The organism is Pseudomonas sp. J452 (assembly GCF_024666525.1).
In the GTDB taxonomy this organism is placed as follows: Bacteria; Pseudomonadota; Gammaproteobacteria; order Pseudomonadales; family Pseudomonadaceae; genus Aquipseudomonas.
In genome coordinates this window covers 3,568,449-3,588,387 of sequence record NZ_CP088294.1, presented here as the reverse complement: position 1 = coordinate 3,588,387, position 19,939 = coordinate 3,568,449, and the positions used below count along the sequence as shown (strand labels likewise).

The following is a 19,939-nucleotide window of genomic DNA, read 5'->3' as shown; positions in this document are numbered from 1 at the left end:
TTAACCAAACGTTAAGCCCCAAAGGAAATGTCGTGGAACGAAGCAGATCCGAACATATTTTGGAGTTGGCTAAGGAACTCCTTGACGATATTGAGCTGAGTAGAATTCCAGCTGAATCCTTATTACTTAAAGCGTCACGACTAGCTCGCTGGGTTGGCTCAGACGAAGTCAAGTACTGGATCAAACTTGAAATGCAAGGATATAACTCATCCAACGAGATTTCCTTAAAATATATGGGGCTCACTGGGCGCTGGACAGATAAAAAAGAGGGGAAAGGTTACTGGGGGCCTTTAGCGCAACATGAGGCCGCCCTTGAGTCAGAGAATATAAAACTCCGAACAATGACCACTCCAGATACTAGCGGAGACTGGGCATTTCGAGTCATGCAAATGCACAGCCAGCAACTTGTGGCGACCTCAAACTATATTTCCACTCTTAGCGGCATCCGAAGTAGGGTCTTAGCAAAGCTCCATAGCTTTGTTTCTGAGGTCTATTACGAAAAAGAATTCGACAACCTTTCCGAATCAATTTTTGAAAAGTATAAGAGAGACGTAGATACCCTTATCTCAACTCACTGCGGAAATGTTCTTGAGCAAATTCCATCTGTAATGTCTCGGCTAGCCGATGGAGATCCAGAGTCTATAAGCCAGGCATTAACAACTACCCGCAGAATCATAGATTCCTTTGCAGACTCTATATTCCCACCTAGAGACGAAACAATTAATATCGGCGGTAACGACGTAACTCTTGGCGCGAACAAGCATCAAAATAGAATCAATGCATACGTACATCAAAATATAGAAAGCAAGTCGCGCAAAACAAAAATCAGGCAAAATCTATCCAACCTCTACGACCGAGTATCAACAGGCGTACATAGTGACGTATCTGCCGAGGAAGCCAGAGCATTATTTCTAAATACATATTTATTGCTTGGTGAAGTCTTACATATTGGCAAGCCTCAACAGTAAACCCAAGAGCTTACTAAAGGAGTGTTGGCGCTTAACAAATGGTTCAAATCGCTCGCTTCGCTCACTGGGACGGGCTAAAGCCCGCCCCTTAACCAAACGTTAGCACCCAATGAAATTTAGTCGAAACTCAATTATAGCAATCACAAGCACCGCATTGCTGTTTGCTCCAGTCCTAATAGGATTTGGAGCATTCCCCTCTATGCACATTTGGTTCATACCCAGCGAAACGCTTTGGGTTTATGCGGCAGCCCTGTTTTTTCTCTACTACACGACGGTATTTTATATCTTCACATGCTTGGCCGGGATGAGGCCTTGGCGTATCCCGCAGCAAAATTTGAAAAAGCAAATTATGGGTGTGCTCGGACTAATTGTGTTCTCGTCCGCTGCCTATCAAGCTTTCTATAGAGTCATCCCCGCGCTTACAACATCTGCTATCGGAGAGGAGGTTAAAAAGGAGTTAACAATTTCCTCCGTAGATAATATAAATCCATCCAGTAAATGCGGCACTGAGGTTAAGTTTCGCGAAGCCTCGGTATCCCTACTAGACAAGGGGCTCTGCATTAAAGATCGAGACATTGACAAAAATTGGCATAAAGGCACCCGAGTTACCATATCAGGGAAAGAGTCGATGCTCGGATTCCGTATCATGCGAGTTGGGAGCTAACAATGCGCTCAAAGCGCTCACTTCGTTCGCTGGGACCGGCTAAAGCCGGCCCCTTAGCTTAATCGTTAGGCATACGAGACTATTACAACATGGACGATTTCGAAGAATATCCATCTCGTGAAGAATTCTTAGATCTACTGTGGAGGGAGATTATTAATTCACCCATGCAGGAAGAGTGGATCGAAAACTCTATTGATGCATCGCAGGAAGAACCTAACGGCCCATTCGGAGATGTCGGTCCAGCTTTGAAGCGACTATTGTCTTTGGGGGCATCAAGGCGCGATCTTTCACTTCTTTATCGCATGGCGTCTTATGAGGCAGTTTTTAGCACTCTCTACAAAATGGATGATCCTGGAATTGATCCAAATGAGGCGGCTATGCTTTTTGAAGACCTTCTTATGTCAGATCCCTCGGGTTTAGAAGCAGGGCCTGGCTCAGCACCAGTGAAAAATGCCTAACAAGTGGTTCAAGTCGTTCGCTTCGCTCACTAGGGACCGGCTAAAGCCGGCCCCTTAACCAAACGTTAGGCCCACTCCGTTAGTTTTCTTTGTTGGTTTTGTATCGTTTTCAATATCGCTATCGGGTTTTCACGCTTTACGCTAATCAGTTCCACCGCAAGGCGTTTTTACTATTCAATTCAATTCGTGCTTTAAAAGGATTTCAAGCTTGAATAATCGGCAGGCACAAATTAACAATTTATCGCGCAGCGCTCGAATCACGTTCAGCGCTATTTTGAAAAATGCCGGCGGTTCGGCTTTCGCTTAGCATCGTTTTCAAAAATGGGCAGCGTTCTGCGTTCGCTTGAGGCACAAGGTTTTGCAAACACATGAAATCGCGCTCGATCAGAAATGCCTAACTAGTGGTTCAAATCGTTCGCTTCGCTCTCTGGGACCGGCAGAGCCGGCCCCTTAACCAAACGTTAGCGGTATATATGAATTTCTACGTATCCGAAAAATACAAACGTAGCGGCAAACGAAAAACCATACTTGCCGCATTACTGGTGGTCGGCATAATTGCAGTTGCCGCCTGGATGTTTATTGCCAGCGACAGCTTTTATCACAAAATATTAGCTGCAACTATCACCTTACTACTCATAAAGCATTTGCCCGGCGCATATAAAAGCATAAAAAACAATGACTCATCCTACCCGATCGTAGCCATCATTGAATCTGAAAACAAAATCGATATATCGCACAAAGGCGCCGTTGTAAGCATGCCGTTATCGGATATAGAAAGCCTGAGAATTCAGAGCGCGAAAGGAAATATAAAATCTCTTCTGCTAACCACTAAATCTTTCAGCAATTTACGCTTTGAAGGGTACGAAAATTTAGCAGAAATGGCTGAGCTTCTTAAAAAATACACACCGGCAGGAAAAATCAAAAATGCCACGTGGTATCACCGCTAACAAATGGTTCAAGTCGCTCGCTTCGCTCACTCGGGACCGGCTAAAGCCGGCCCCTTAACCAAACGTTAGAGATCATATTTCGTGCACAACCCATTCAGAACACCCACATATGAAGACGGCGGCACAACAACAAACTCTCCAAGCTTAAATATTCTATTACTTTTACTATCTATCACTACCTCCTACATGCTGACAAAAGACTTCAGCCACTTACTTGTTACTCATAATGACTCACTAGCACAAGCAGCTAAAATTTCAATATTTCATTACATGTACATCAAAGCCATCCCATTCGAAATCGCTTATTTCAGAGTTTTTTCCAGCATCGCCATTCTTATATTCATACTTTTTACAGCCCGAAACAGCCATAATTTTTCAAGGTACTATTTTTTTGCAATAGCTTATGGGGCTACACAACTTGCGTATCAAACATTAGCGATAACAGGCGCAATTGAAATTCTTAGGCAAATATCCGGAAAAAGTATCTTCGATACAGATTTTTGGCTTCACCCGACAATAGCACCAAGCATAATAGAAATTCTTATTAAACTCTCGCTAACTCTAGTTCCGTCAATTGCCTTTCTAGCACTGTGCGTCACCGTCAAAGCAAAAATTCAAAAGCAAAAAAATTAAAAAACATATTCCATGGGTATCTCTAACTAATGGTTCAAGCCGTTCGCTTCGCTCACTCGGGACCGGCTAAAGCCGGCCCCTTAACCAAACGTTATGTACCCACTGGCAGACAACGGATTTAGCCATGAAAATTCTCAAAGTCCTTGCTCTATTTATTACGTCTTTAAATGCCAACGCAATCGAGTACGTAAAAGATATAGGCAACGGAAGACTCTATTCCGCCCGGGAGCCGCGCGAGTGCTTCGATATTAGTGAAACAATAACAATAAACCAATGCATAATTTACTTTGATACTGAATCACAAAAATCCTTAGACGAAACTCTTGCAAACATCCAAGAAAAAGTAAAACGCGATATTGAGCTGTTAAATGATGCGCAAGAAAAATGGACTTCATTCAGGCATAGTGAGTGCAAAGTTCAATCAGTACCTGGGCTCGCATTTCGAGACCCAACATCACAAGTTGACCTATTCTATAAAGCCTGCACGGCAAAACTTAATCTAGGCCGTATAGAACAGCTGAAAAGTATCACACTGGGCTGTGACTCATGCGTACAGTGAGCACATAACAACTGGTTCAAGCCACTCGCTTCGCTCGCTCGGGACTGCGTTCCGCAGCCCCTTAACCAAACGTTAGCCACTAATATGAATCTGACACTACGCACGGACGCAATCATCACAGCAATGGTCCTCGCCGGTATCATGACCATCACCCTAACAAAAGGCGATGTTCTTTTTATCGGGCACTGGTACTACGCGTCAGTCTTTCTAGGAATTTTTATCCTCGCAGCACTTGTAAAAGCAAAACCTCTATTTATCTCAGGGGCGATCCTCGCTGCAGCGCTAACTTTTGGATTTTACATACGAGCTAATTGGACACCATCAGCCACAACCGACCTACTGGTGCTAGGACATATATTCTCATTACCTGGCGCAGCTATTGGCCTACTACTCACGGGCATCATCAGTCGGCTTTCAAAGCACTATAGGCCGGCACTAGCATTTGCCGCAGGTGCTTTAGGTTTCGGAATTGGATTCCTGATCAATCAGGTGTTTTTATGCAGCACAGTTCTGTACTGCGGCGCACTTCTACGCGTCTAATGGCTAACAAATGGTTCAAGCCGTTCGCTTCGCTCACTCGGGACCGGCTAAAGCCGGCCCCTTAACCAAACGTTAGGCAGCAATCATGGCCATCAATGAATCGCGGCTAAAGTCGAGGCCGCCCTTGTCCGCACCTGATCGAGAGTTGTTTATCGAAGCTTGCGACGAATTCCAACGAACTGGTACATGCGCTTCTCGCTGTAACTCGTGTGGCTCAATTATTACCTTTGTGCACAAAGGCAGCGCTACAACACATAGCTGCACTTGTGGCAAATTCACAGGATCTTTGCGAGGGCTTTGAGTTGGTGGCGTCCCCGTTTTACCTGACGCACCTTCTTCTTGGCTATCGCCCACACACCGCGCCAAGGTCTTCTACCTGTACCTCCGTATCGGCCTGGACAGATAGCAGCAATGAGTTCCCAGCAAAAACCAATGCGCTGCTTGCAAGGCCGTTTCGGGTTAGCCACAGTGCGGTATTCATTACCTGTGTCCGACTCGATGCCCGCTGCCTAACAAATGGTTCAAGTCGTTCGCTTCGCTCACTCGGGACTGCGTTCCGCAGCCCCTTAACCAAACGTTAGGCCACCCGCCCAATATCTCACTCTTCTTAGGGATGAATCGTGATTGAATACAACGACCTATTCACTAAATTTCGCGATGAAATCGCCTCTGAGGTCGATGAGAAGACCCCTGAAATCACTAAGAAAATAAAGACGTTCTTTGCGAGCGAATTTAGTAATTATTTCGTTGCGCCTTCGAGCAAAGAGAAAGAGTTCTTAGTTGATATTTTCGTCTCAACCAGAAATCCACGCAAACTTGGCGAAGACTCTAATGCTGGCGATTTCAAAGTTATATTGGTGGCGGAGTCAGAACTCGGAGGTGAAGGAGGTGGAGCTCAAGGATATTTGAAGAGAAATGTATTTGAAGACTTTGCAAAACTCCTTGTCATCCAATCAGAGTACAAGGTTTTGATATTTACATCCCTACCTTATTACAAAGAGAATGACCACCTTGAAAAAAGAATTTGCGAAATAAATTCAATATACAAAAACGCAGGATGTCCAGGAGATATCCTTCTGATCCATCTTCACGCTACCTCTCAAAAAACTCCAAATGGACACCCCACTAACCCAAAGGTTAGCCTCAAGCGGGACACAATGTCCGCTTATGTCTTATCAAATAGTTTGAGTGTGCAACGGCTGGCCTAACAAGCGGTTCAAACCGTTCGCTTCGCTCTCTGGGACGGGCTAAAGCCCGCCCCTTAACCAAACGTTATGCACTAAGGAAATTTATGCGCTCAGCCAACCTTATCATCACTGGCGGAATTGCAACATTCACGACCTTACTGGCCATTTATACCTCACCAGTGGGAGATCGTGAGCTGCATTATTGGGCCATGAATCTTGGACTTTTCTCTAGCGCAGCACTTGTTTCATGGCTTTTCTTTGCCGCATTACTAATCTTCAAAAGCAACAAGCTAAAAAATCAGTTGTTAATTTTGCTTGGCTACGCCGGAGCCCTAGCTTGTGGCACAACTTCTGGCGCCAGCTTCGGAGCTGTTTACTTTATAATGAAAGCAGAGAACACCACTTTTCAATCCGCTTTCCAATCAGCATCAATAGTCATAATTGGCGGCTATGTAATTGCTCTAGTAGTTCTAGCAGGCGTATGCATTTATCTACACAAGCAAAGCAGTTCAGTGCAAAGCGCATAACAATGCGCTCAAAGCGCTCACTCCGTTCGCTGGGACCGGCGAAGCCGGCCCCTTAGCTTAATCGTTAGGCGGCAACAGCAATTAAAGGATGTACGGGCATGGAAGTCTTTCATTTTGCTGTTCAGTCGTTAGCCCGCTCTAACTCATGTGCTGCTTTTCAAATTCCACACTTGATCATCGTACGGGCCGGACAGCTTGCATGAATGAGCTCCCAAAAAAAGAATGTACGCGCCATCATTGCGCTTTTAAGCCGTTAGCCCGCTCTAGCCTAGGCGCGGCCTTCAATATCGTAGGGATTGAGTTCCCAGCAAAAACGAATCAGGTGCTTGCAAGAGAATTGCAGGTTGGCCACAGTGCGGTATTCATTACCTGCGTTCGACTCGATGCCCGCTGCCTAACAACTGGTTCAAGCCGCTCGCTTCGCTCGCTCGGGACTGCGTTCCGCAGCCCCTTAACCAAACGTTAGGCCTTGAAATTATTACACTAAGGATTTAATCCATGGGGAAATACATAATCATCCTGTTTTTGGCCTTGTCGGGCTGTACAAATTTAAGCAATCTACAAAAACCAGCACAAGCATTAGAATTCAAAATAGAAAACGATATAGTTGTTTTCTATGACGCGGGAATGTTTGATGATATAAGACATTGTCGAGGCCTTCTCAAAGGCACCTACGAGGCGATTGCAGAAGATGAAGATGGCTATTATTTTTCCGCGGTAAGTGGGAAAGTAGTTCAGTTGATAGGGCCTCCTGCAGAGGAATTCGAGAGAACAAAAGTATATCCGGACTTCAAAGATCTAAGATCTCTAGGAATTTGGATTCCCAAGCCAGGTAATAAAAAGCCTGCAGATATTTTTCAGGTTACAGGCGTTGTGGATATATCCGAGCACTATCGGCCAGGAGGTGGAGGGGCTATAACATATGGCATGTCACACCTGTTGAATGGAACTGTTGTATTTTGGCATGAGCAAAACTTTCCGGACATATCTAATATTAGTTCGCTAATTAATCCGCAGTAAATTTTACGATCGCCGCAACTCGTATAGTTTTAAGGTCGATGGCTATAGCTTTGTATAATAGGTGTTGCTAAAGCCTAACAAACGGTTCAAGTCGTTCGCTTCGCTCACTCGGGACCGGCTAAAGCCGGCCCCTTAACCAAACGTTAGGTGAAAGATGGAACTTCAAAGCCTTCGCGCTCTTTTGCTCATCCTATTTTGCATGCCGTGCTGGGCAGAGATGTCGCAGAAGGATATAGAAGCAGAAAAAGCTTGGGATGCAGGGCAGTTAGCAGCCGAAAAAACGATACCAACCCTGCTTGAAAGTTACGGAAACGCTATAGGTTGCTCTTTTAGTTTCAATCCAAGCCATCTGGTCAAGTACAAAATTCAAAAAGAACCAGTTTTTGTCGCAGTAATTGGCTTAGACGTTGGGTGCTCGGGCGGTAGTGCCATGGGGCGAACACTGCTAATTACCATGAAATATGGCGCCTATCACAAAATAAATGTAGTGCCCGAACTCTCTACGCCTATGCAAACCCCCTCTGACTTTCCAAAGCATCTTGAGCAGCTTTATCTTGAAAACGGCGAAATTATGTTCTCCGGCTTTGTGCCTGACTGGTCAAAGGATTCGCTGTGCTGTGCGTCCCAGCCAGTTAAAGGTAAAGTCTCATTTGCTAATGGCAAGTGGGCGCTCTCCTTTCAGCAATGAGCATCACCTAACAAACGGTTCAAGTCGCTCGCTTCGCTCACTCGGGACCGGCTAAAGCCGGCCCCTTAACCAAACGTTATGTTTTCAAGCAGCTTCTAGTGAAGCCCCTAAAAATGACCAGCGATTTCAAATCTGATAGATACTTCAAAAACCTGTATTCAAGCAGACTCAGATTAAGCCGCAGAGTTCTCCGAGCAGAGCGCCGCGCAGCATTAACTCTGAGCTATTTTCTTGGCAATCCAGAAAATACGAAACTGGAAGAACTAGCTTCTGACCTGGAGTGGCTGTTTACTTGGAAGCTGAAAACCGGTATCGCATCTGAACCCCTCTGGTGCGATGGCGTTGCTGACATCGCTTTAAAACAAACCGGCAAATACGAGCTTCAAATATCAGCAATGGCATGGGTAGGCCCTGAGGCTAATATCGAAATTCTTAACAAGGAAAATTTTGCAGGAACGCTAGCCTTAAAGCCTTCAGGCAAAGCTTTCAAGAGCTATAGTCTCAAATTAAATTACAACAATGAAACTTTAGCGCTAAAGAAAACATAACAATTGGTTCAAGTCGCTCGCTTCGCTCACTCGGGACCGGCTAAAGCCGGCCCCTTAACCAAACGTTAGGCTTACTCATGCTAAATCCTTACACCCCACCAAAGTCATCAGTCACGCTCCCTAACGAATCGCCAGATATAAAATGGCTAATGCTCATCTATTCAGTGTTTATCGGTGTTATTTTAGTTTTATTCGTACTGGACAGCCTATATAGAGACCGCAGCTTAATATACGTTGTATTCTCAATATCTTTATATATATTTATCTCTCTTGGCAACTTACTTTACGCCACAAATCGATCAAGAATATTCCCCACACTGCTATGGCGAACAACACTAACACTAATGATCCTTGATTATATCTTTCGATCAACCTATAACTCATACGACGAGCAAATTTCAAACAGCATGGATATACTCTCAACTCTAAAAGCACAAGCCATACACATAATTTTACTTTTCCCAACTTTTAGAGCTCACTACATAATCTCAAAAACCCAACCCACCTCCGCCTAACAACTGGTTCAAGTCACTCGCTTCGCTCGCTCGGGACTGCGTTCCGCAGCCCCTTAACCAAACGTTAGGTTACAAGTCAATATGTCAGTGTCTTTCACAATCTCAGAGCAGGACTACGTTAAGAGCGCCCAATTAAATGGCGAGCTAACGAAGAAGACAAAAATAGTCCATCTAGTTATCGATACCTTGCTGGTTTTGGCAGGAGTTTCATCACTACTGAATGGAAACATTGTTCTTGGCTCTGCTTTTATTGGCGCAGCCATAGGTGCGGTCACACTACCCTTCTTGCTAAAAACCTTTGTCGTTCCATTCATTCTAAAACGGCACTATAAAAAATATCGGCAAATGCAGAAACAGATGAGTGCTGAGTTAACCGCAGACGGCCTGTCATTTAAAACAGAAACCGGAAGCTCAATACTGATGTGGCCAGATATTTATGCATGGCGCGAAAACAGTGAATACATAATTATCTATATCGCACCGAAGATATACCATGTACTTCCAGTGCGTATTAGTGAAAACGGCTTCCCCGTCAACGAACTCAAGAGCGTGTTACTGAACAACGTCAGTGTTGCAACCTAACTAGTGGTTCAAGCCGTTCGCTTCGCTCACTCGGGACCGGCTAAAGCCGGCCCCTTAACCAAACGTTAGATGCTTTGGCCCACCATCCGTCAACGCCCGCTTGCCCCACTGAATACCATGTAATACATTGCAGTCAACAGTATGGAGGGCACCCCGATGAGCGTCACAACCGTCCGGCTACAACCTGAACTCGAAGAAAATCTTGGAGCCATGGCCGAAAAGCTTCAGCGGAGTAAAAGCTGGCTTATCAATCAAGCACTTAGAGAATTTTTTGAGCGCCAGACATTAGAGCAGAACCGCTGGCAGGAAACGCTACAAGCTATGGAGTCCGTAGCACAGGGCAAGGTCGTGTCCGGTGAGGCAGTAAGCACATGGCTCCAAAGCTGGGGCAGCTCCAATGAACTACCACCACCGAAGGCGGGCCAATGAAGCTGGTCTACTCAGAAGAATCCGTGGCAGATCTGGTTCGTCTCCGAGCATTCATTGCTGAAAAAGATCCCCTTGCTGCTGCATGTGTAGCAACAGAACTCATTGCCCGCATCGAAAATCTTCGCCTATTCCCAACAATGGGCCGCGCAGTTGAATTAGCTCCAGACCCCAAAGCTATTCGTGACGCAGTTTTCGGTAAATACGTAATTCGGTATGCCCCCCATACCGAAACTGTCGTGATTCTTCGTATATGGCACCACTATGAAGACCGCATGCAAAGCATCTAACTACTGGTTCAAGTCGTTCGCTGCGCTCACTCGGGACCGGCTAAAGCCGGCCCCTTAGCTTAGCGGCCCGCGCGCCGTAAACTTCCGCGTGGATGCCATTGGCCTGGTCAAACCGGGCTGCTGAGCTGCAGAGACTGGACGCTGAGCCGAATAACCCACACAATCGGCTCACAAAATGAGCCGAATAACATCTTTATTCGGCTCACTGCCCACCGAGCCCATGTCTATGCCCCACTGGATCTGGCAACACCCTGACTGGCCGCACTTCAGCTGGCAGGCCGAACGCCTGGCACCGCTGCTGCGCGACTGCGCCCAGGCGCAGGGGCGACTGCTCGGCATGGCCGGCGCGGTGGATGTCGAGGCCAGCGCGCACAACAGCCTGGATTCCCTGCTGCAGAACATCGTCACCTCCTCGGCTATCGAGGGGGAGCTGCTCAACGTCGGCTCGGTGCGCTCGTCCCTGGCCCGACGCCTTGGCCTGGCCGAAGACGGCCGCGTCACCCCGCGCAGCGAAGGCCTGGCCGAACTGCTGCTGGATGCCACCCGCCAGCATGAGCAAGCTCTGACCTTGGAGCGCCTGCTGCACTGGCACCAGCTGCTCTTCCCTGTCGATGACAGCCCGCTGCCTGCCCGCATCCGCGTCGGCAGCCTGCGCGGCGATGAACCCATGCAGGTGGTGTCCGGGCGCCTGGACAAGCCCACCGTACATTTCGAAGCGCCGCCGCGTGCCGGTCTGCAAGCTCAGCTCGACAGCTTTTTGCATTGGTTCGCCAGCAGCCGCAGCGATGCCGGCCTCGACCCGCTGCTGCGCGCCGGCATCGTCCACTTCTGGTTCGTCACCCTGCACCCCTTCGACGACGGCAACGGCCGCCTGACCCGCACGCTCACCGACCTGGCCCTGGCCCAGGGCGAGCAGCAGGCCATCCGCTTCTACGCCATGTCGGCGAGCATTCTCGATGATCGCGCCGGCTACTACCGTATCCTCGAAGCCAGCCAGCAGGCCACGCCGGATATCAGCGCCTGGCTCGAATGGTTCCTGCGCACCCTGCTGCGCAGCCTGCAACAAGCCCTGGTGCGCATCGATCGGTTGCTCGGCAAGGCACGCTTCTGGCAGCAACACCGCCAACAGGCGCTATCCGCCGAACAGGCCAAGGTGCTCAATCGTCTGCTCGACGGCGGCACCAATGGCTTCGAGAACGGTATCAACGCCACCCAGTACCAGGCCGTAGCCAAAGTTTCCAAGGCCACCGCCACTCGCCATTTGACCGACTTGCTGGACAAGGGCTGCCTGCAACGCCTGCCTGGCGGTGGGCGCAGCACCCGCTACCAGATCAACTGGCCGCAACAGCCATGAACAATCGTGGCCTACTGCCGACAACAAACCTGCGCATAGGGTGCGCCGCACGCACCACAGGCACCCCAGCACACCCGAGACAGAGCGACACCTGCAAGCCACTCATATGCCATCACAAGGACCCGCGATGAAAACCTCCCTCCTCCTGCTCACCCTGACCCTCGCCCTGGCCGGTTGCCAGCTCGAAGATGAAACCCTGGCCCTGGAAGCCAATGCCAAGGAGGAGCAGGTCTGGACCTTCATTCAGTTCAACGTGCCGGAAGAAGATGAAGGGCTGGAGTCCTTCTATTACTACGGCAAAGTCTCGAAAAGCCTCTATCAGTTGATCAGCAGCAACCGCCTGCAGAGTGGTTTCCTGCGCCTGCAGGACATGCATTACTGGGGCGATGACGACCTGATCTACACCTACCGCGACCCGCAGAACAGCGGCGAGATGGTGTTTCGCATCGAAGACATCCGCAGCATGAAACTGGTACGCAAGGCGCCCACGCCGGGGCTCGGCTATGAGCAGTTCGAAGAGCCGCAGAACAAGGGCATCAAGCCGGCTGCCGCGACACTGGAACAACGTTCCTGAATCCAGTCCGTAGTCGTTGCACAGGCTGGTATCACTGCCCTGCTGGGCGCCACCGGTACCCGCCAATCCGCTTCGTCGTGTAAAGGAATACCTGCGTGCGCAAAGGTCTCTCCACCCTGCTCTGGCTTGCCACCCTGCTCCTGGCTGTGTGGGCCTGGAATTTGAAAGATCCCCATCTGCTGGCGCTGCGCCCTTATGAAAGCGCGTTGCTGATCGGCCTGTGCCTGCTGTTGGCGCTGCTGTTCCAACGCTACCAGGGACGCCTGTCCGGCATCCTGGGAGTGGCCGTGCTGCTGGGCAGCGCCGGTCTTAGCGCTTATGGCGAGTGGACGCTGCTGCGCCAGAAAGCGGCGGTACAGGCCGGAGAACTGCGCGGCGCCGGGGTGATTGGCGCGCATCTGCTGGTGGGTTACAGCGATATCGATGAGTTGCGCGTGCTGGTTGGCCGGGGCATGGTCGCCGGGGTTTTCGTCACCCGGCGCAATCTGCAGGAGAAAACCCTTGAGCAACTGCAGGCTGAAATCGCCGAACTGCAGCAGCTGCGCGACGCCGCCGGGCTACCGGCACTGCTGATCGCCAGCGATCAGGAAGGTGGACTGGTCTCTCATCTGTCGCCACCCCTGCCGCAGCGAGCGCCTCTGGCCAGCCTGCTCGCAGACTCGCCTAGCGCCGAGCAACAACTGTTGCGTGCCGAGCAGTACGGGGCGGTGCAGGGTGCCGAACTGGCCAGGCTGGGGATCAACCTGAATTTCAGCCCGGTGGTAGATATCAAGCCGGATACGCCGGGGCAACTGTTGGACTTCCACAGCCGCATTGGCCAACGGGCCATCGCCAGCGATCCCCGCACGGTCAGCACCATCGCCCTTGGCTACAGCCGTGGCCTGCAGAGCCAGGGCGTGCTGCCCACGCTCAAGCATTTCCCCGGCCTGGGCAGGGTCAGCGCCGACACTCACCACTTCTCCGCCAATCTGGATGCACCGCTGGCAGACCTGAACCAGCGGGACTGGCGACCTTTCCGTGAGGTCGCTGGCCAGACTCGCGCGCTGATCATGCTCGGTCATGTGGTGTTGAGCACGATTGATACCGACAATCTGGTCGCCACCTCGCCACGGGTGATTGAGGATGTGCTGCGCGGCCAATGGCAGCATCAGGGCGTGCTGATCACCGATGACCTGACCATGGCGGCGGCCTACAACCGCGGGCTTTGCACAGTCGCAGTCGGCGCGCTGAATGCCGGCGTGGATCTGCTGCTGGTGTCCTACGATCATGAGAAGGTCTATCCGCTGCTGGACTGCCTGAGCCAGGCTTATGCGCATGGCGCGCTGGATCGGAACCAGTTGCAGCGCAGCGCCCAGCGGCTTGCCGAACAGCAACGCTGGCTGAGCGAGACGCCCCTACAGCCCTAGCACTTCTTCGCCCACCCACCGGGCTAACGAGCCCGCCCTTCAGGAGCCACCATGCCACGACTCAAACTGCTTGCCGCCCTCGCCGCCCTGCTCTGCCTGCCGCCCGCCATGGCGCTGGAGCAGAACAATAGCGTCAAGGTCGCCACCGTGCTGAAGACCCAGAGCAGCTGGGACGGCAAGCCGCTGGCCTACCCCGCGGGACAAGCCGAGGTGACCGGCATGCTCATCGAGATCGCAGTAGGTGGCGAGACGGGCTGGCATCTGCATCCGCTGCCGTCATTCGGCATGGTGCTGGAGGGCGAGCTGGAGGTTCGGCTGAAAGACGGCGCAGTCAAGCACCTGAAAGCCGGCGAGGCACTGGCCGAGGTAGTCAACACCCTGCACAACGGGCGCAACACCGGCCAGGTGCCAGTCAAGCTGGTGGTGTTCTATGCGGGGGCCGTCGGCCAGGCACTGTCGGTAAAGCAACCAGCGCAGCCCTGATACATGGCTGGAGCGCCGCCCAATGCACCTGCCATTGCCGGATTCAGATACCGGGCCGCCCCGGATCTTCCGGCGGGTTCTCTTCCTCGATTTCTTCCAGCTTCAACTCCATGCCCCAGCTCGCTACATCGGCCGCCGGTTTTGGCGCGGCCGGTGCGGGAGCAGCCTGGGCCGCTGCGGCAGCCTGGGCGGCGGCGTTAGCCGGGTTCTCGCGGTGCAGCTTGAGCTTGAGGCGCACGTTGTTGGCCGAATCGGCGTTCTTCACCGCTTCTTCTTCGTCGATGCTGCCTTCGTGGACCAGGTCGATCAGCGCCATGTCGAAGGTCTGCATGCCGAGGTTCTTCGACTTCTCCATGGTTTCCTTGATCTCGGAGAAATCGTTGCGCTTGATCTGGTCGCGAATGGTCGGCGTGCCCAGCAGCACCTCGACCGCCGCGCGGCGCTTGCCGTCCACGGTCTTGACCAGGCGCTGGGAGACGAAGGCCTTGAGGTTGTTGCCCAGGTCGTTGAGCAGTTGCGGGCGACGCTCTTCAGGGAAGAAGTTGATGATGCGATCCAGCGCCTGGTTGGCGTTGTTGGCGTGCAGGGTGGAGATCGCCAGGTGGCCGGTGTCGGCGAAGGCCAGGGCATGCTCCATGGTCTCGCGGTCGCGGATCTCGCCGATCAGGATCACGTCCGGTGCCTGGCGCAGAGTATTCTTCAAAGCCGCGTGGAAGCTGCGGGTATCCACGCCGACTTCGCGCTGGTTGATGATCGACTTCTTGTGCCGGTGCACGTACTCCACCGGGTCTTCGATGGTGATGATGTGCCCGCCGCTGTTGCGGTTGCGGTAGTCGATCAGCGCTGCCAGGGAGGTCGACTTGCCCGAGCCGGTGCCACCGACGAACAGCACCAGACCGCGCTTCTCCATGATGGTCTTGAGCAGCACTTCCGGCAGTTTGAGGTCTTCGAACTTGGGAATCTCCATCTTGATGTTGCGCGCGACGATCGACACTTCATTGCGCTGCTTGAAGATGTTGATGCGGAAGCGGCCGATATTGGGCAGGGAAATCGCCAGGTTCATCTCCAGCTCACGCTCGAAGTCCGCGCGCTGCTCCGCATCCATCACACCGGCGGCAATCGCCGCCACCTCACCCGGTTTCAGCGGCTCGGCGCTGAGCGGCTTGAGTACGCCATTGAACTTGGCGCAGGGCGGTGCCCCCGTGGACAGATAGAGGTCGGAACCGTCCTGACTGGACAGGATCTTGAGCATTGCGGAGAGGTCCATGGGGCGTGTTTCCATCAAGGCGGAGTTAACAAGTTAGGCCATGTTTGCCGGATATTCCGGGACTTGTCAGCCTGAAAAGTGGCGCCATTCTGATGGCGCGGTAAATGCTGGCACAATAGCGGCCCGAGAAAAATGAGGAGCCCGTCATGGCAAAGGCAATGGCCCGCCACATTCTGGTCAAGACCGAAGCAGAAGCCGCGGCGCTAAAGAAGCGCATCGCCGCTGGCGAGGCTTTCGATGTGCTGGCACGCAAGTACTCGACCTGCCCATCGGGCAAGAAAGGCGGCGACCTGGGCGAGGTGCGTCCGGGGCAGATGGTCCGCCCAATCGACCAGGTGATTTTCAAGAAGGAACTGCGCACCGTGCATGGCCCGATCAAGAGTCAGTTCGGCTATCACCTGGTGCAGGTGTTCTACCGCGACTGAGCCACCTGCGCGGAAGCTTCTACTATCCCGCCTGTCCCACGTGACTGCCCTTCGCCGCCCTAAACCGCTACAATCGCGCCCTTTTGCGCAGCCGCGCCCTCGCTCCCCGGGATTCCAGTCGTGATTTCTACCGCTAACATCACCATGCAACTTAGATTGCGTTCTGGTGAGGACGGATGAGTATGAAAATCAAACACTTGGCGCACTCTTAAACGCACTCGAACTCAGCAGAACGCACCGATTGGTATCAAAATTGGTATCAGCTTCGGCAGCCCTCTCAATGCCCCGCCAAGGGGCGGCTCTGTCTACAGCACGCGCATGACTCGCTGGCGAGTAGAGCCCACGTATTTCTAATCATGTTCCCTCCCTCGACCTCGACTTGCAGTTTTCAGAATGATTGGAAACTGGAAATGCCAGACCAATCTGGCTTCCCCATTTTAGGGATATCAAGTCGAGGAATCCGCCATGTTGAAGCACCTGTTCGCCACGCTCTTTAAAAGCCCGCTTCGCCCGAGATTCAATCCTGGGTACCAAACCAAAATCTATCCAACGCTTGGCGAAGTAATAATTTTGCATGACAGCCTGGACTTTGGTTTGACCGCAACGGATGACCAGTTGAATCGCATCACCGAGTTTTGGAAGGGAGATGAAGACGCGGATATCCTATTGGCTGCCACATGCTGGTCAGGCACACGTTACCCTCAGCTGCCACATACCTTCTGTGCAGGCATAGCCTGACCAACCAGGTACTTTCCCCTGCGTGGGTTTAGCCCTGGAGCGTCGCTTTTTCGCGAAATCCGTTGGCTCCCCAGCAAGCAACCTCCGTCTTACGGACGCGCGTGCGGTTAGACGCGCACAAAACTCTCGGCTAAACCTATAAACCTGTGTCGATGAGCGGGTGTTGCTCTCCGAACAAGAGCAAGATGCTGCTCCTTGCCACCGAAATGTGGGAGAGGCTGTTGTGTTCAAGTTTTAACCGCCAGGGTTGGCATCCTCGCGAACAATTCCCTCCAGGCAGTCCCCACACGGCCCTTGGCGCGTCTTTTCATGAAAGCCAGCCGTGGGCATCTCAGGCTTCCTCGCTGTCGTATCCGGCTGCTCGCCAGGACTTGCGAGACATGGAACTGCTCGGCAAGTGCCCTGGCCATCCCAGGTTGCAAGCACTCCAGCAGCATTGCTTCGCTCTTGGACGGGCCCCTTCGTCTGCGCGGAGCTCGACGGACATGAGGGACAACAGTCATGCTGACTCCGCTACAGAAACGAACCGCCCAGGCCATCGTCAACATCTTCGAAACCGGGAGTGTCCAGGGTGACTACGGCAATGTCACCGTCATCAAGGGTGACTCCGGCCACCTGACCTTTGGTCGATCGCAAACCACCCTGGCCACGGGCAATCTGCATGACCTGATCGAGCGCTATTGCCAGAATCCCGGAGCGCGATTCAGTGAACGCCTAAGCTCCTTCCTGTCCAGGTTGGCGGCCCGTGACACCTCCTTAGACCATGCAGGACTCCTGCACAACATCCTGCGCGCCACCGCCGACGACCCGGTAATGCGCGAGACTCAGGATCAGTTCTTCGATGAGAAGTATTGGCAACGCGCGGAAAAATCCGCCAAAGACCTCCATATATCCACGCCGCTTGGCCTGGCGGTGGTCTACGACAGCACGGTGCACGGTTCCTGGGCGCTCATCCGCGACCATGTCGTGCAGCACAAGGGAAGCCCAAAAGCTGCAGGCGAACGAGCGTGGATTACAGCCTATGTCGAAGCTCGCGAAGATTGGCTCACCAACCACGACAACGAGGTGCTGCACGCCACGGTCTATCGCACTCAGGCCTTCAGCCGGCTGATCGAGTTGGGGCACTGGGGACTGGATCTGCCGCTGGTGGTTCGCAGCCTGGAAATTTCCACAGCCACCCTGAATGCAGCACCACCGGGCTGCTACGACGGGCCTCAGCCCGGCAGCCGCCCACTGGCATTGCAGACGCCCATGGCACGAGGCCTTGACGTGCGCCTGGTACAGCTCGGTCTATCCACCCATGGCGCGGACATCAAGGCTGACGGCCTGTTCGGCCAGACGAGTGCCGCACGGCTCAAGGACTACCAGAAAGCCAACGGCATGCCGGCGACCGGAGTGGCTGATGCCGCTCTGATCATGCAGCTGCTGGCCTAATGCCGAACCTCCGCGGGCCCAGCTCGGGGCCGCGGCTCACTAATCGCCAGCAAGGAGCGCCAGCATGCCTGCCCCGACACTGCACCCTTACCATCCGATCATTTATGTGCGCGGCTTTGCCGCCACCTCCGGCGAGATCGAAGACACCGTCTCCGACCCCTACATGGGCTTCAATATCGGTTCCACCCGTGCGCGTAGGGGCTGGACCGGCGAAACCCAGCGTTTCTACTTCGAGTCGCCGCTGGTGCGCCTCATGGGTGAGCACCAGTACGACGATCTGTATCATGACGGCCTGGACAAACTCGACAACACCAACGAACAGGTTCCCTATCGTTGCGTGGTCATCTACCGCTATTACGACGATGCGTCGAATATATTCGGTTCCGGCAATACGCCGCCGATCACTCATTTCGCCCAAGGTCTGAGCGATCTGATCCTCAAGCTCCAGCAGAGGATTCTGGCCAGCCCCGACAACATCAAAAATGGCGTCACCGCAGCCAACTTCCGCGTTCATCTGGTCGCCCACTCCATGGGCGGCCTGGTCTGCCGTGCATTCCTTCAGAACAGAAGCCTGGGGTCTGACGTCGCTCGAGCAGCCGTGGACAAGGTGTTTACCTATGCCACGCCGCACAATGGTATCGACATGCGCATCGTACGCAACGTGCCGGGCTGGTTGCCCTTTGGCGACATCGAAAATTTCAACCGTCAGCACATGGCGCGGTACCTGGACCTACCGCCGGGCAGCGCTGACGTATCCGTCGTCCAGGGCTTCCCGCCGGAACGAATATTCAACCTGATTGGCACCAATCCCAAGGACTACAGGGTCCTCGCTGGCGCCTCGGCCTGGGCGGCAGGCGATGCCAGCGACGGCCTGGTGCGCATCGAAAACGCCACGACCCACGGCCCTGACGCCAACGGGCAAGACGTTACGTCACCACGTGCTTTCGTTCACCGCAGCCATTCCGGCTACTACGGCATCGTCAACTCGGAAGAGGGCTATCAGAACCTCACGCGTTTCCTGTTCGGCAAGCTGCGGATCGATGGTGTGTTGGACATCGATGACATCACCTTGCCCGCCGAGGTCGACAAACACCTGAAGGACGGCAAGCAGGTCAAGGCCTCCTACCAGCTCGAAGTGGCAGTCAGCATCCGCGGCAGCCAGTGGCAGATCACCCGTCGCGAAATGCGGGAGAACTCGGCGATTTTCCGCACCTATGACCAGCTCTTCCCTGGCGTACCCGGTGCCATACGCCTTCCGGATCGTCGTCAGAGCCCCCACCTATTCTCGGTATTCCTCGACCCGGACAAGAGCGTGAAAGCTTCGAAATCGGTCAGCTTCGCCTTCGATTTGCGAATCATGGTGCCCGACTACGAGGTGGACGGTGCGCTCTTTCTAAAGCGGCACTATGAGGGCAGCTACATCCTGCAGCGACAGATTCTGGTCGAAGCATTCCGCGATCCGAATTCACCTATCGGCTGGAGCCTGAAGTACGGCTTTCAGGAAACCAATCCAGGCAAGCCCGGTATCACCGCCAACAGTAAGCTGCTGGTCGGCGGTACGGGGATGAGCTTCGACATCCCTATCGAACAGAAGGTACGTCCGGGCGTGACAGGGACTTTGCGTATCGAGGCGCGCCCCTGGAGTTAAGGAAATGCGAAAGAGCAAGTCCACGTCGTGATCGACAGAATCTCAAACCACGCGCCGC

The 19,939-nt window shown here is 52.9% G+C and carries 24 protein-coding genes; 23 read left to right on the top strand and 1 reads right to left on the bottom strand.

What is annotated here, in order from left to right; all coding sequences use genetic code 11:
- Nucleotides 1–32: 32 nt before the first annotated feature.
- The 19 genes from LRS11_RS16270 to LRS11_RS16180 all read left to right on the top strand — a co-directional run bounded on the left by LRS11_RS16270 (nucleotide 33) and on the right by LRS11_RS16180 (nucleotide 14,369).
- Complete coding sequence (locus LRS11_RS16270) at nucleotides 33–968, top strand: hypothetical protein (RefSeq protein ID WP_260493950.1); 936 nt, start codon at nucleotides 33–35, stop codon at nucleotides 966–968.
- A 199-nt stretch (nucleotides 969–1,167) separates the two neighbouring features.
- Nucleotides 1,168–1,632 (top strand): hypothetical protein, encoded by a 465-nt coding sequence (locus LRS11_RS16265; RefSeq protein WP_260493949.1) that lies wholly within the window; start codon nucleotides 1,168–1,170, stop codon nucleotides 1,630–1,632.
- A gap of 89 nt (nucleotides 1,633–1,721) precedes the next feature.
- Entirely contained in the window at nucleotides 1,722–2,090 is a 369-nt protein-coding gene (locus tag LRS11_RS16260) for a hypothetical protein (protein WP_260493948.1), read from the top strand.
- Between the two features lie 473 nt (nucleotides 2,091–2,563).
- The gene (locus tag LRS11_RS16255) at nucleotides 2,564–3,037 is read left to right on the top strand and encodes a hypothetical protein (protein ID WP_260493947.1); all 474 of its coding nucleotides are present in this window, start codon (nucleotides 2,564–2,566) and stop codon (nucleotides 3,035–3,037) included.
- 81 nt (nucleotides 3,038–3,118) lie between these two features.
- The gene (locus tag LRS11_RS16250; RefSeq protein WP_260493946.1) at nucleotides 3,119–3,670 is read left to right on the top strand and encodes a hypothetical protein; all 552 of its coding nucleotides are present in this window, start codon (nucleotides 3,119–3,121) and stop codon (nucleotides 3,668–3,670) included.
- Between the two features lie 124 nt (nucleotides 3,671–3,794).
- Nucleotides 3,795–4,229, top strand: a complete 435-nt coding sequence (locus LRS11_RS16245) for a DUF1311 domain-containing protein (protein ID WP_260493945.1) — start codon at nucleotides 3,795–3,797, stop codon at nucleotides 4,227–4,229.
- A gap of 141 nt (nucleotides 4,230–4,370) precedes the next feature.
- Nucleotides 4,371–4,769, top strand: a complete 399-nt coding sequence (locus LRS11_RS16240; RefSeq protein WP_260493944.1) for a hypothetical protein — start codon at nucleotides 4,371–4,373, stop codon at nucleotides 4,767–4,769.
- Between the two features lie 620 nt (nucleotides 4,770–5,389).
- Entirely contained in the window at nucleotides 5,390–5,977 is a 588-nt protein-coding gene (locus LRS11_RS16235) for a hypothetical protein (RefSeq protein ID WP_260493943.1), read from the top strand.
- 83 nt (nucleotides 5,978–6,060) lie between these two features.
- The gene (locus tag LRS11_RS16230) at nucleotides 6,061–6,483 is read left to right on the top strand and encodes a hypothetical protein (protein ID WP_260493942.1); all 423 of its coding nucleotides are present in this window, start codon (nucleotides 6,061–6,063) and stop codon (nucleotides 6,481–6,483) included.
- A 498-nt stretch (nucleotides 6,484–6,981) separates the two neighbouring features.
- Nucleotides 6,982–7,503 (top strand): hypothetical protein, encoded by a 522-nt coding sequence (locus LRS11_RS16225; RefSeq protein ID WP_260493941.1) that lies wholly within the window; start codon nucleotides 6,982–6,984, stop codon nucleotides 7,501–7,503.
- A 154-nt stretch (nucleotides 7,504–7,657) separates the two neighbouring features.
- Nucleotides 7,658–8,191, top strand: coding sequence for a hypothetical protein (locus LRS11_RS16220; RefSeq protein WP_260493940.1), 534 nt, complete (start codon nucleotides 7,658–7,660; stop codon nucleotides 8,189–8,191).
- A gap of 113 nt (nucleotides 8,192–8,304) precedes the next feature.
- Nucleotides 8,305–8,739 (top strand): hypothetical protein, encoded by a 435-nt coding sequence (locus tag LRS11_RS16215; RefSeq protein ID WP_260493939.1) that lies wholly within the window; start codon nucleotides 8,305–8,307, stop codon nucleotides 8,737–8,739.
- 596 nt (nucleotides 8,740–9,335) lie between these two features.
- Nucleotides 9,336–9,836, top strand: coding sequence for a YcxB family protein (locus tag LRS11_RS16210; RefSeq protein ID WP_260493938.1), 501 nt, complete (start codon nucleotides 9,336–9,338; stop codon nucleotides 9,834–9,836).
- 156 nt (nucleotides 9,837–9,992) lie between these two features.
- Nucleotides 9,993–10,265, top strand: coding sequence for a CopG family ribbon-helix-helix protein (locus LRS11_RS16205; RefSeq protein ID WP_260493937.1), 273 nt, complete (start codon nucleotides 9,993–9,995; stop codon nucleotides 10,263–10,265).
- A complete protein-coding gene (locus LRS11_RS16200) occupies nucleotides 10,262–10,552 on the top strand; it encodes a type II toxin-antitoxin system RelE/ParE family toxin (protein WP_260493936.1) in 291 nt (96 codons plus the stop codon). The genes LRS11_RS16205 and LRS11_RS16200 overlap by 4 nt, the downstream gene beginning before the upstream one ends.
- 220 nt (nucleotides 10,553–10,772) lie before the next feature.
- On the top strand, nucleotides 10,773–11,906 hold the full coding sequence (locus tag LRS11_RS16195; protein ID WP_260493935.1) for a Fic family protein: 1,134 nt from the start codon (nucleotides 10,773–10,775) through the stop codon (nucleotides 11,904–11,906).
- A 127-nt stretch (nucleotides 11,907–12,033) separates the two neighbouring features.
- On the top strand, nucleotides 12,034–12,480 hold the full coding sequence (locus LRS11_RS16190) for a hypothetical protein (RefSeq protein ID WP_260493934.1): 447 nt from the start codon (nucleotides 12,034–12,036) through the stop codon (nucleotides 12,478–12,480).
- A gap of 95 nt (nucleotides 12,481–12,575) precedes the next feature.
- The gene (locus LRS11_RS16185) at nucleotides 12,576–13,886 is read left to right on the top strand and encodes a glycoside hydrolase family 3 N-terminal domain-containing protein (protein WP_260493933.1); all 1,311 of its coding nucleotides are present in this window, start codon (nucleotides 12,576–12,578) and stop codon (nucleotides 13,884–13,886) included.
- 51 nt (nucleotides 13,887–13,937) lie between these two features.
- On the top strand, nucleotides 13,938–14,369 hold the full coding sequence (locus tag LRS11_RS16180) for a cupin domain-containing protein (protein WP_260493932.1): 432 nt from the start codon (nucleotides 13,938–13,940) through the stop codon (nucleotides 14,367–14,369).
- Nucleotides 14,370–14,412: 43 nt separating this feature from the next.
- On the opposite strand, the gene LRS11_RS16175 is transcribed toward LRS11_RS16180, so the two are convergent.
- Nucleotides 14,413–15,636, bottom strand: a complete 1,224-nt coding sequence (locus LRS11_RS16175) for a PilT/PilU family type 4a pilus ATPase (RefSeq protein ID WP_260493931.1) — start codon at nucleotides 15,634–15,636, stop codon at nucleotides 14,413–14,415.
- A gap of 146 nt (nucleotides 15,637–15,782) precedes the next feature.
- Between LRS11_RS16175 and LRS11_RS16170 the strand changes: the two genes are divergently transcribed.
- From LRS11_RS16170 to LRS11_RS16155, 4 genes are all read left to right on the top strand, one after another.
- The gene (locus LRS11_RS16170) at nucleotides 15,783–16,061 is read left to right on the top strand and encodes a peptidylprolyl isomerase (RefSeq protein WP_260493930.1); all 279 of its coding nucleotides are present in this window, start codon (nucleotides 15,783–15,785) and stop codon (nucleotides 16,059–16,061) included.
- A 465-nt stretch (nucleotides 16,062–16,526) separates the two neighbouring features.
- Nucleotides 16,527–16,799: a hypothetical protein gene (locus LRS11_RS16165; RefSeq protein ID WP_260493929.1), complete on the top strand. Its 273-nt coding sequence runs from the start codon at nucleotides 16,527–16,529 to the stop codon at nucleotides 16,797–16,799.
- A 501-nt stretch (nucleotides 16,800–17,300) separates the two neighbouring features.
- Nucleotides 17,301–18,233 carry a peptidoglycan-binding protein gene (locus LRS11_RS16160; RefSeq protein WP_260493928.1) on the top strand — a complete coding sequence of 311 codons (933 nt, stop codon included), beginning with the start codon at nucleotides 17,301–17,303 and terminating at the stop codon, nucleotides 18,231–18,233.
- 64 nt (nucleotides 18,234–18,297) lie between these two features.
- Entirely contained in the window at nucleotides 18,298–19,881 is a 1,584-nt protein-coding gene (locus LRS11_RS16155; protein WP_260493927.1) for a triacylglycerol lipase, read from the top strand.
- The last annotated feature ends 58 nt before the right edge of the window (nucleotides 19,882–19,939 follow it).

Bases quoted from the DNA above. Each gene is read 5' to 3' on its own strand.
- LRS11_RS16195 (WP_260493935.1), top strand. From the start codon at position 10,773: ATGTCTATGCCCCACTGGATCTGGCAACACCCTGACTGGCCGCACTTC.
- LRS11_RS16205 (WP_260493937.1), top strand. From the start codon at position 9,993: ATGAGCGTCACAACCGTCCGGCTACAACCTGAACTCGAAGAAAATCTT.
- LRS11_RS16160 (WP_260493928.1), top strand. From the start codon at position 17,301: ATGCTGACTCCGCTACAGAAACGAACCGCCCAGGCCATCGTCAACATC.
- LRS11_RS16175 (WP_260493931.1), bottom strand. From the start codon at position 15,636: ATGGACCTCTCCGCAATGCTCAAGATCCTGTCCAGTCAGGACGGTTCC.
- LRS11_RS16155 (WP_260493927.1), top strand. From the start codon at position 18,298: ATGCCTGCCCCGACACTGCACCCTTACCATCCGATCATTTATGTGCGC.
- LRS11_RS16265 (WP_260493949.1), top strand. From the start codon at position 1,168: ATGCACATTTGGTTCATACCCAGCGAAACGCTTTGGGTTTATGCGGCA.
- LRS11_RS16165 (WP_260493929.1), top strand. From the start codon at position 16,527: ATGTTGAAGCACCTGTTCGCCACGCTCTTTAAAAGCCCGCTTCGCCCG.
- LRS11_RS16180 (WP_260493932.1), top strand. From the start codon at position 13,938: ATGCCACGACTCAAACTGCTTGCCGCCCTCGCCGCCCTGCTCTGCCTG.
- LRS11_RS16260 (WP_260493948.1), top strand. From the start codon at position 1,722: ATGGACGATTTCGAAGAATATCCATCTCGTGAAGAATTCTTAGATCTA.
- LRS11_RS16245 (WP_260493945.1), top strand. From the start codon at position 3,795: ATGAAAATTCTCAAAGTCCTTGCTCTATTTATTACGTCTTTAAATGCC.
- LRS11_RS16215 (WP_260493939.1), top strand. From the start codon at position 8,305: ATGACCAGCGATTTCAAATCTGATAGATACTTCAAAAACCTGTATTCA.
- LRS11_RS16255 (WP_260493947.1), top strand. From the start codon at position 2,564: ATGAATTTCTACGTATCCGAAAAATACAAACGTAGCGGCAAACGAAAA.
- LRS11_RS16240 (WP_260493944.1), top strand. From the start codon at position 4,371: ATGACCATCACCCTAACAAAAGGCGATGTTCTTTTTATCGGGCACTGG.
- LRS11_RS16225 (WP_260493941.1), top strand. From the start codon at position 6,982: ATGGGGAAATACATAATCATCCTGTTTTTGGCCTTGTCGGGCTGTACA.
- LRS11_RS16220 (WP_260493940.1), top strand. From the start codon at position 7,658: ATGGAACTTCAAAGCCTTCGCGCTCTTTTGCTCATCCTATTTTGCATG.
- LRS11_RS16200 (WP_260493936.1), top strand. From the start codon at position 10,262: ATGAAGCTGGTCTACTCAGAAGAATCCGTGGCAGATCTGGTTCGTCTC.
- LRS11_RS16190 (WP_260493934.1), top strand. From the start codon at position 12,034: ATGAAAACCTCCCTCCTCCTGCTCACCCTGACCCTCGCCCTGGCCGGT.
- LRS11_RS16230 (WP_260493942.1), top strand. From the start codon at position 6,061: ATGCGCTCAGCCAACCTTATCATCACTGGCGGAATTGCAACATTCACG.
- LRS11_RS16170 (WP_260493930.1), top strand. From the start codon at position 15,783: ATGGCAAAGGCAATGGCCCGCCACATTCTGGTCAAGACCGAAGCAGAA.
- LRS11_RS16210 (WP_260493938.1), top strand. From the start codon at position 9,336: ATGTCAGTGTCTTTCACAATCTCAGAGCAGGACTACGTTAAGAGCGCC.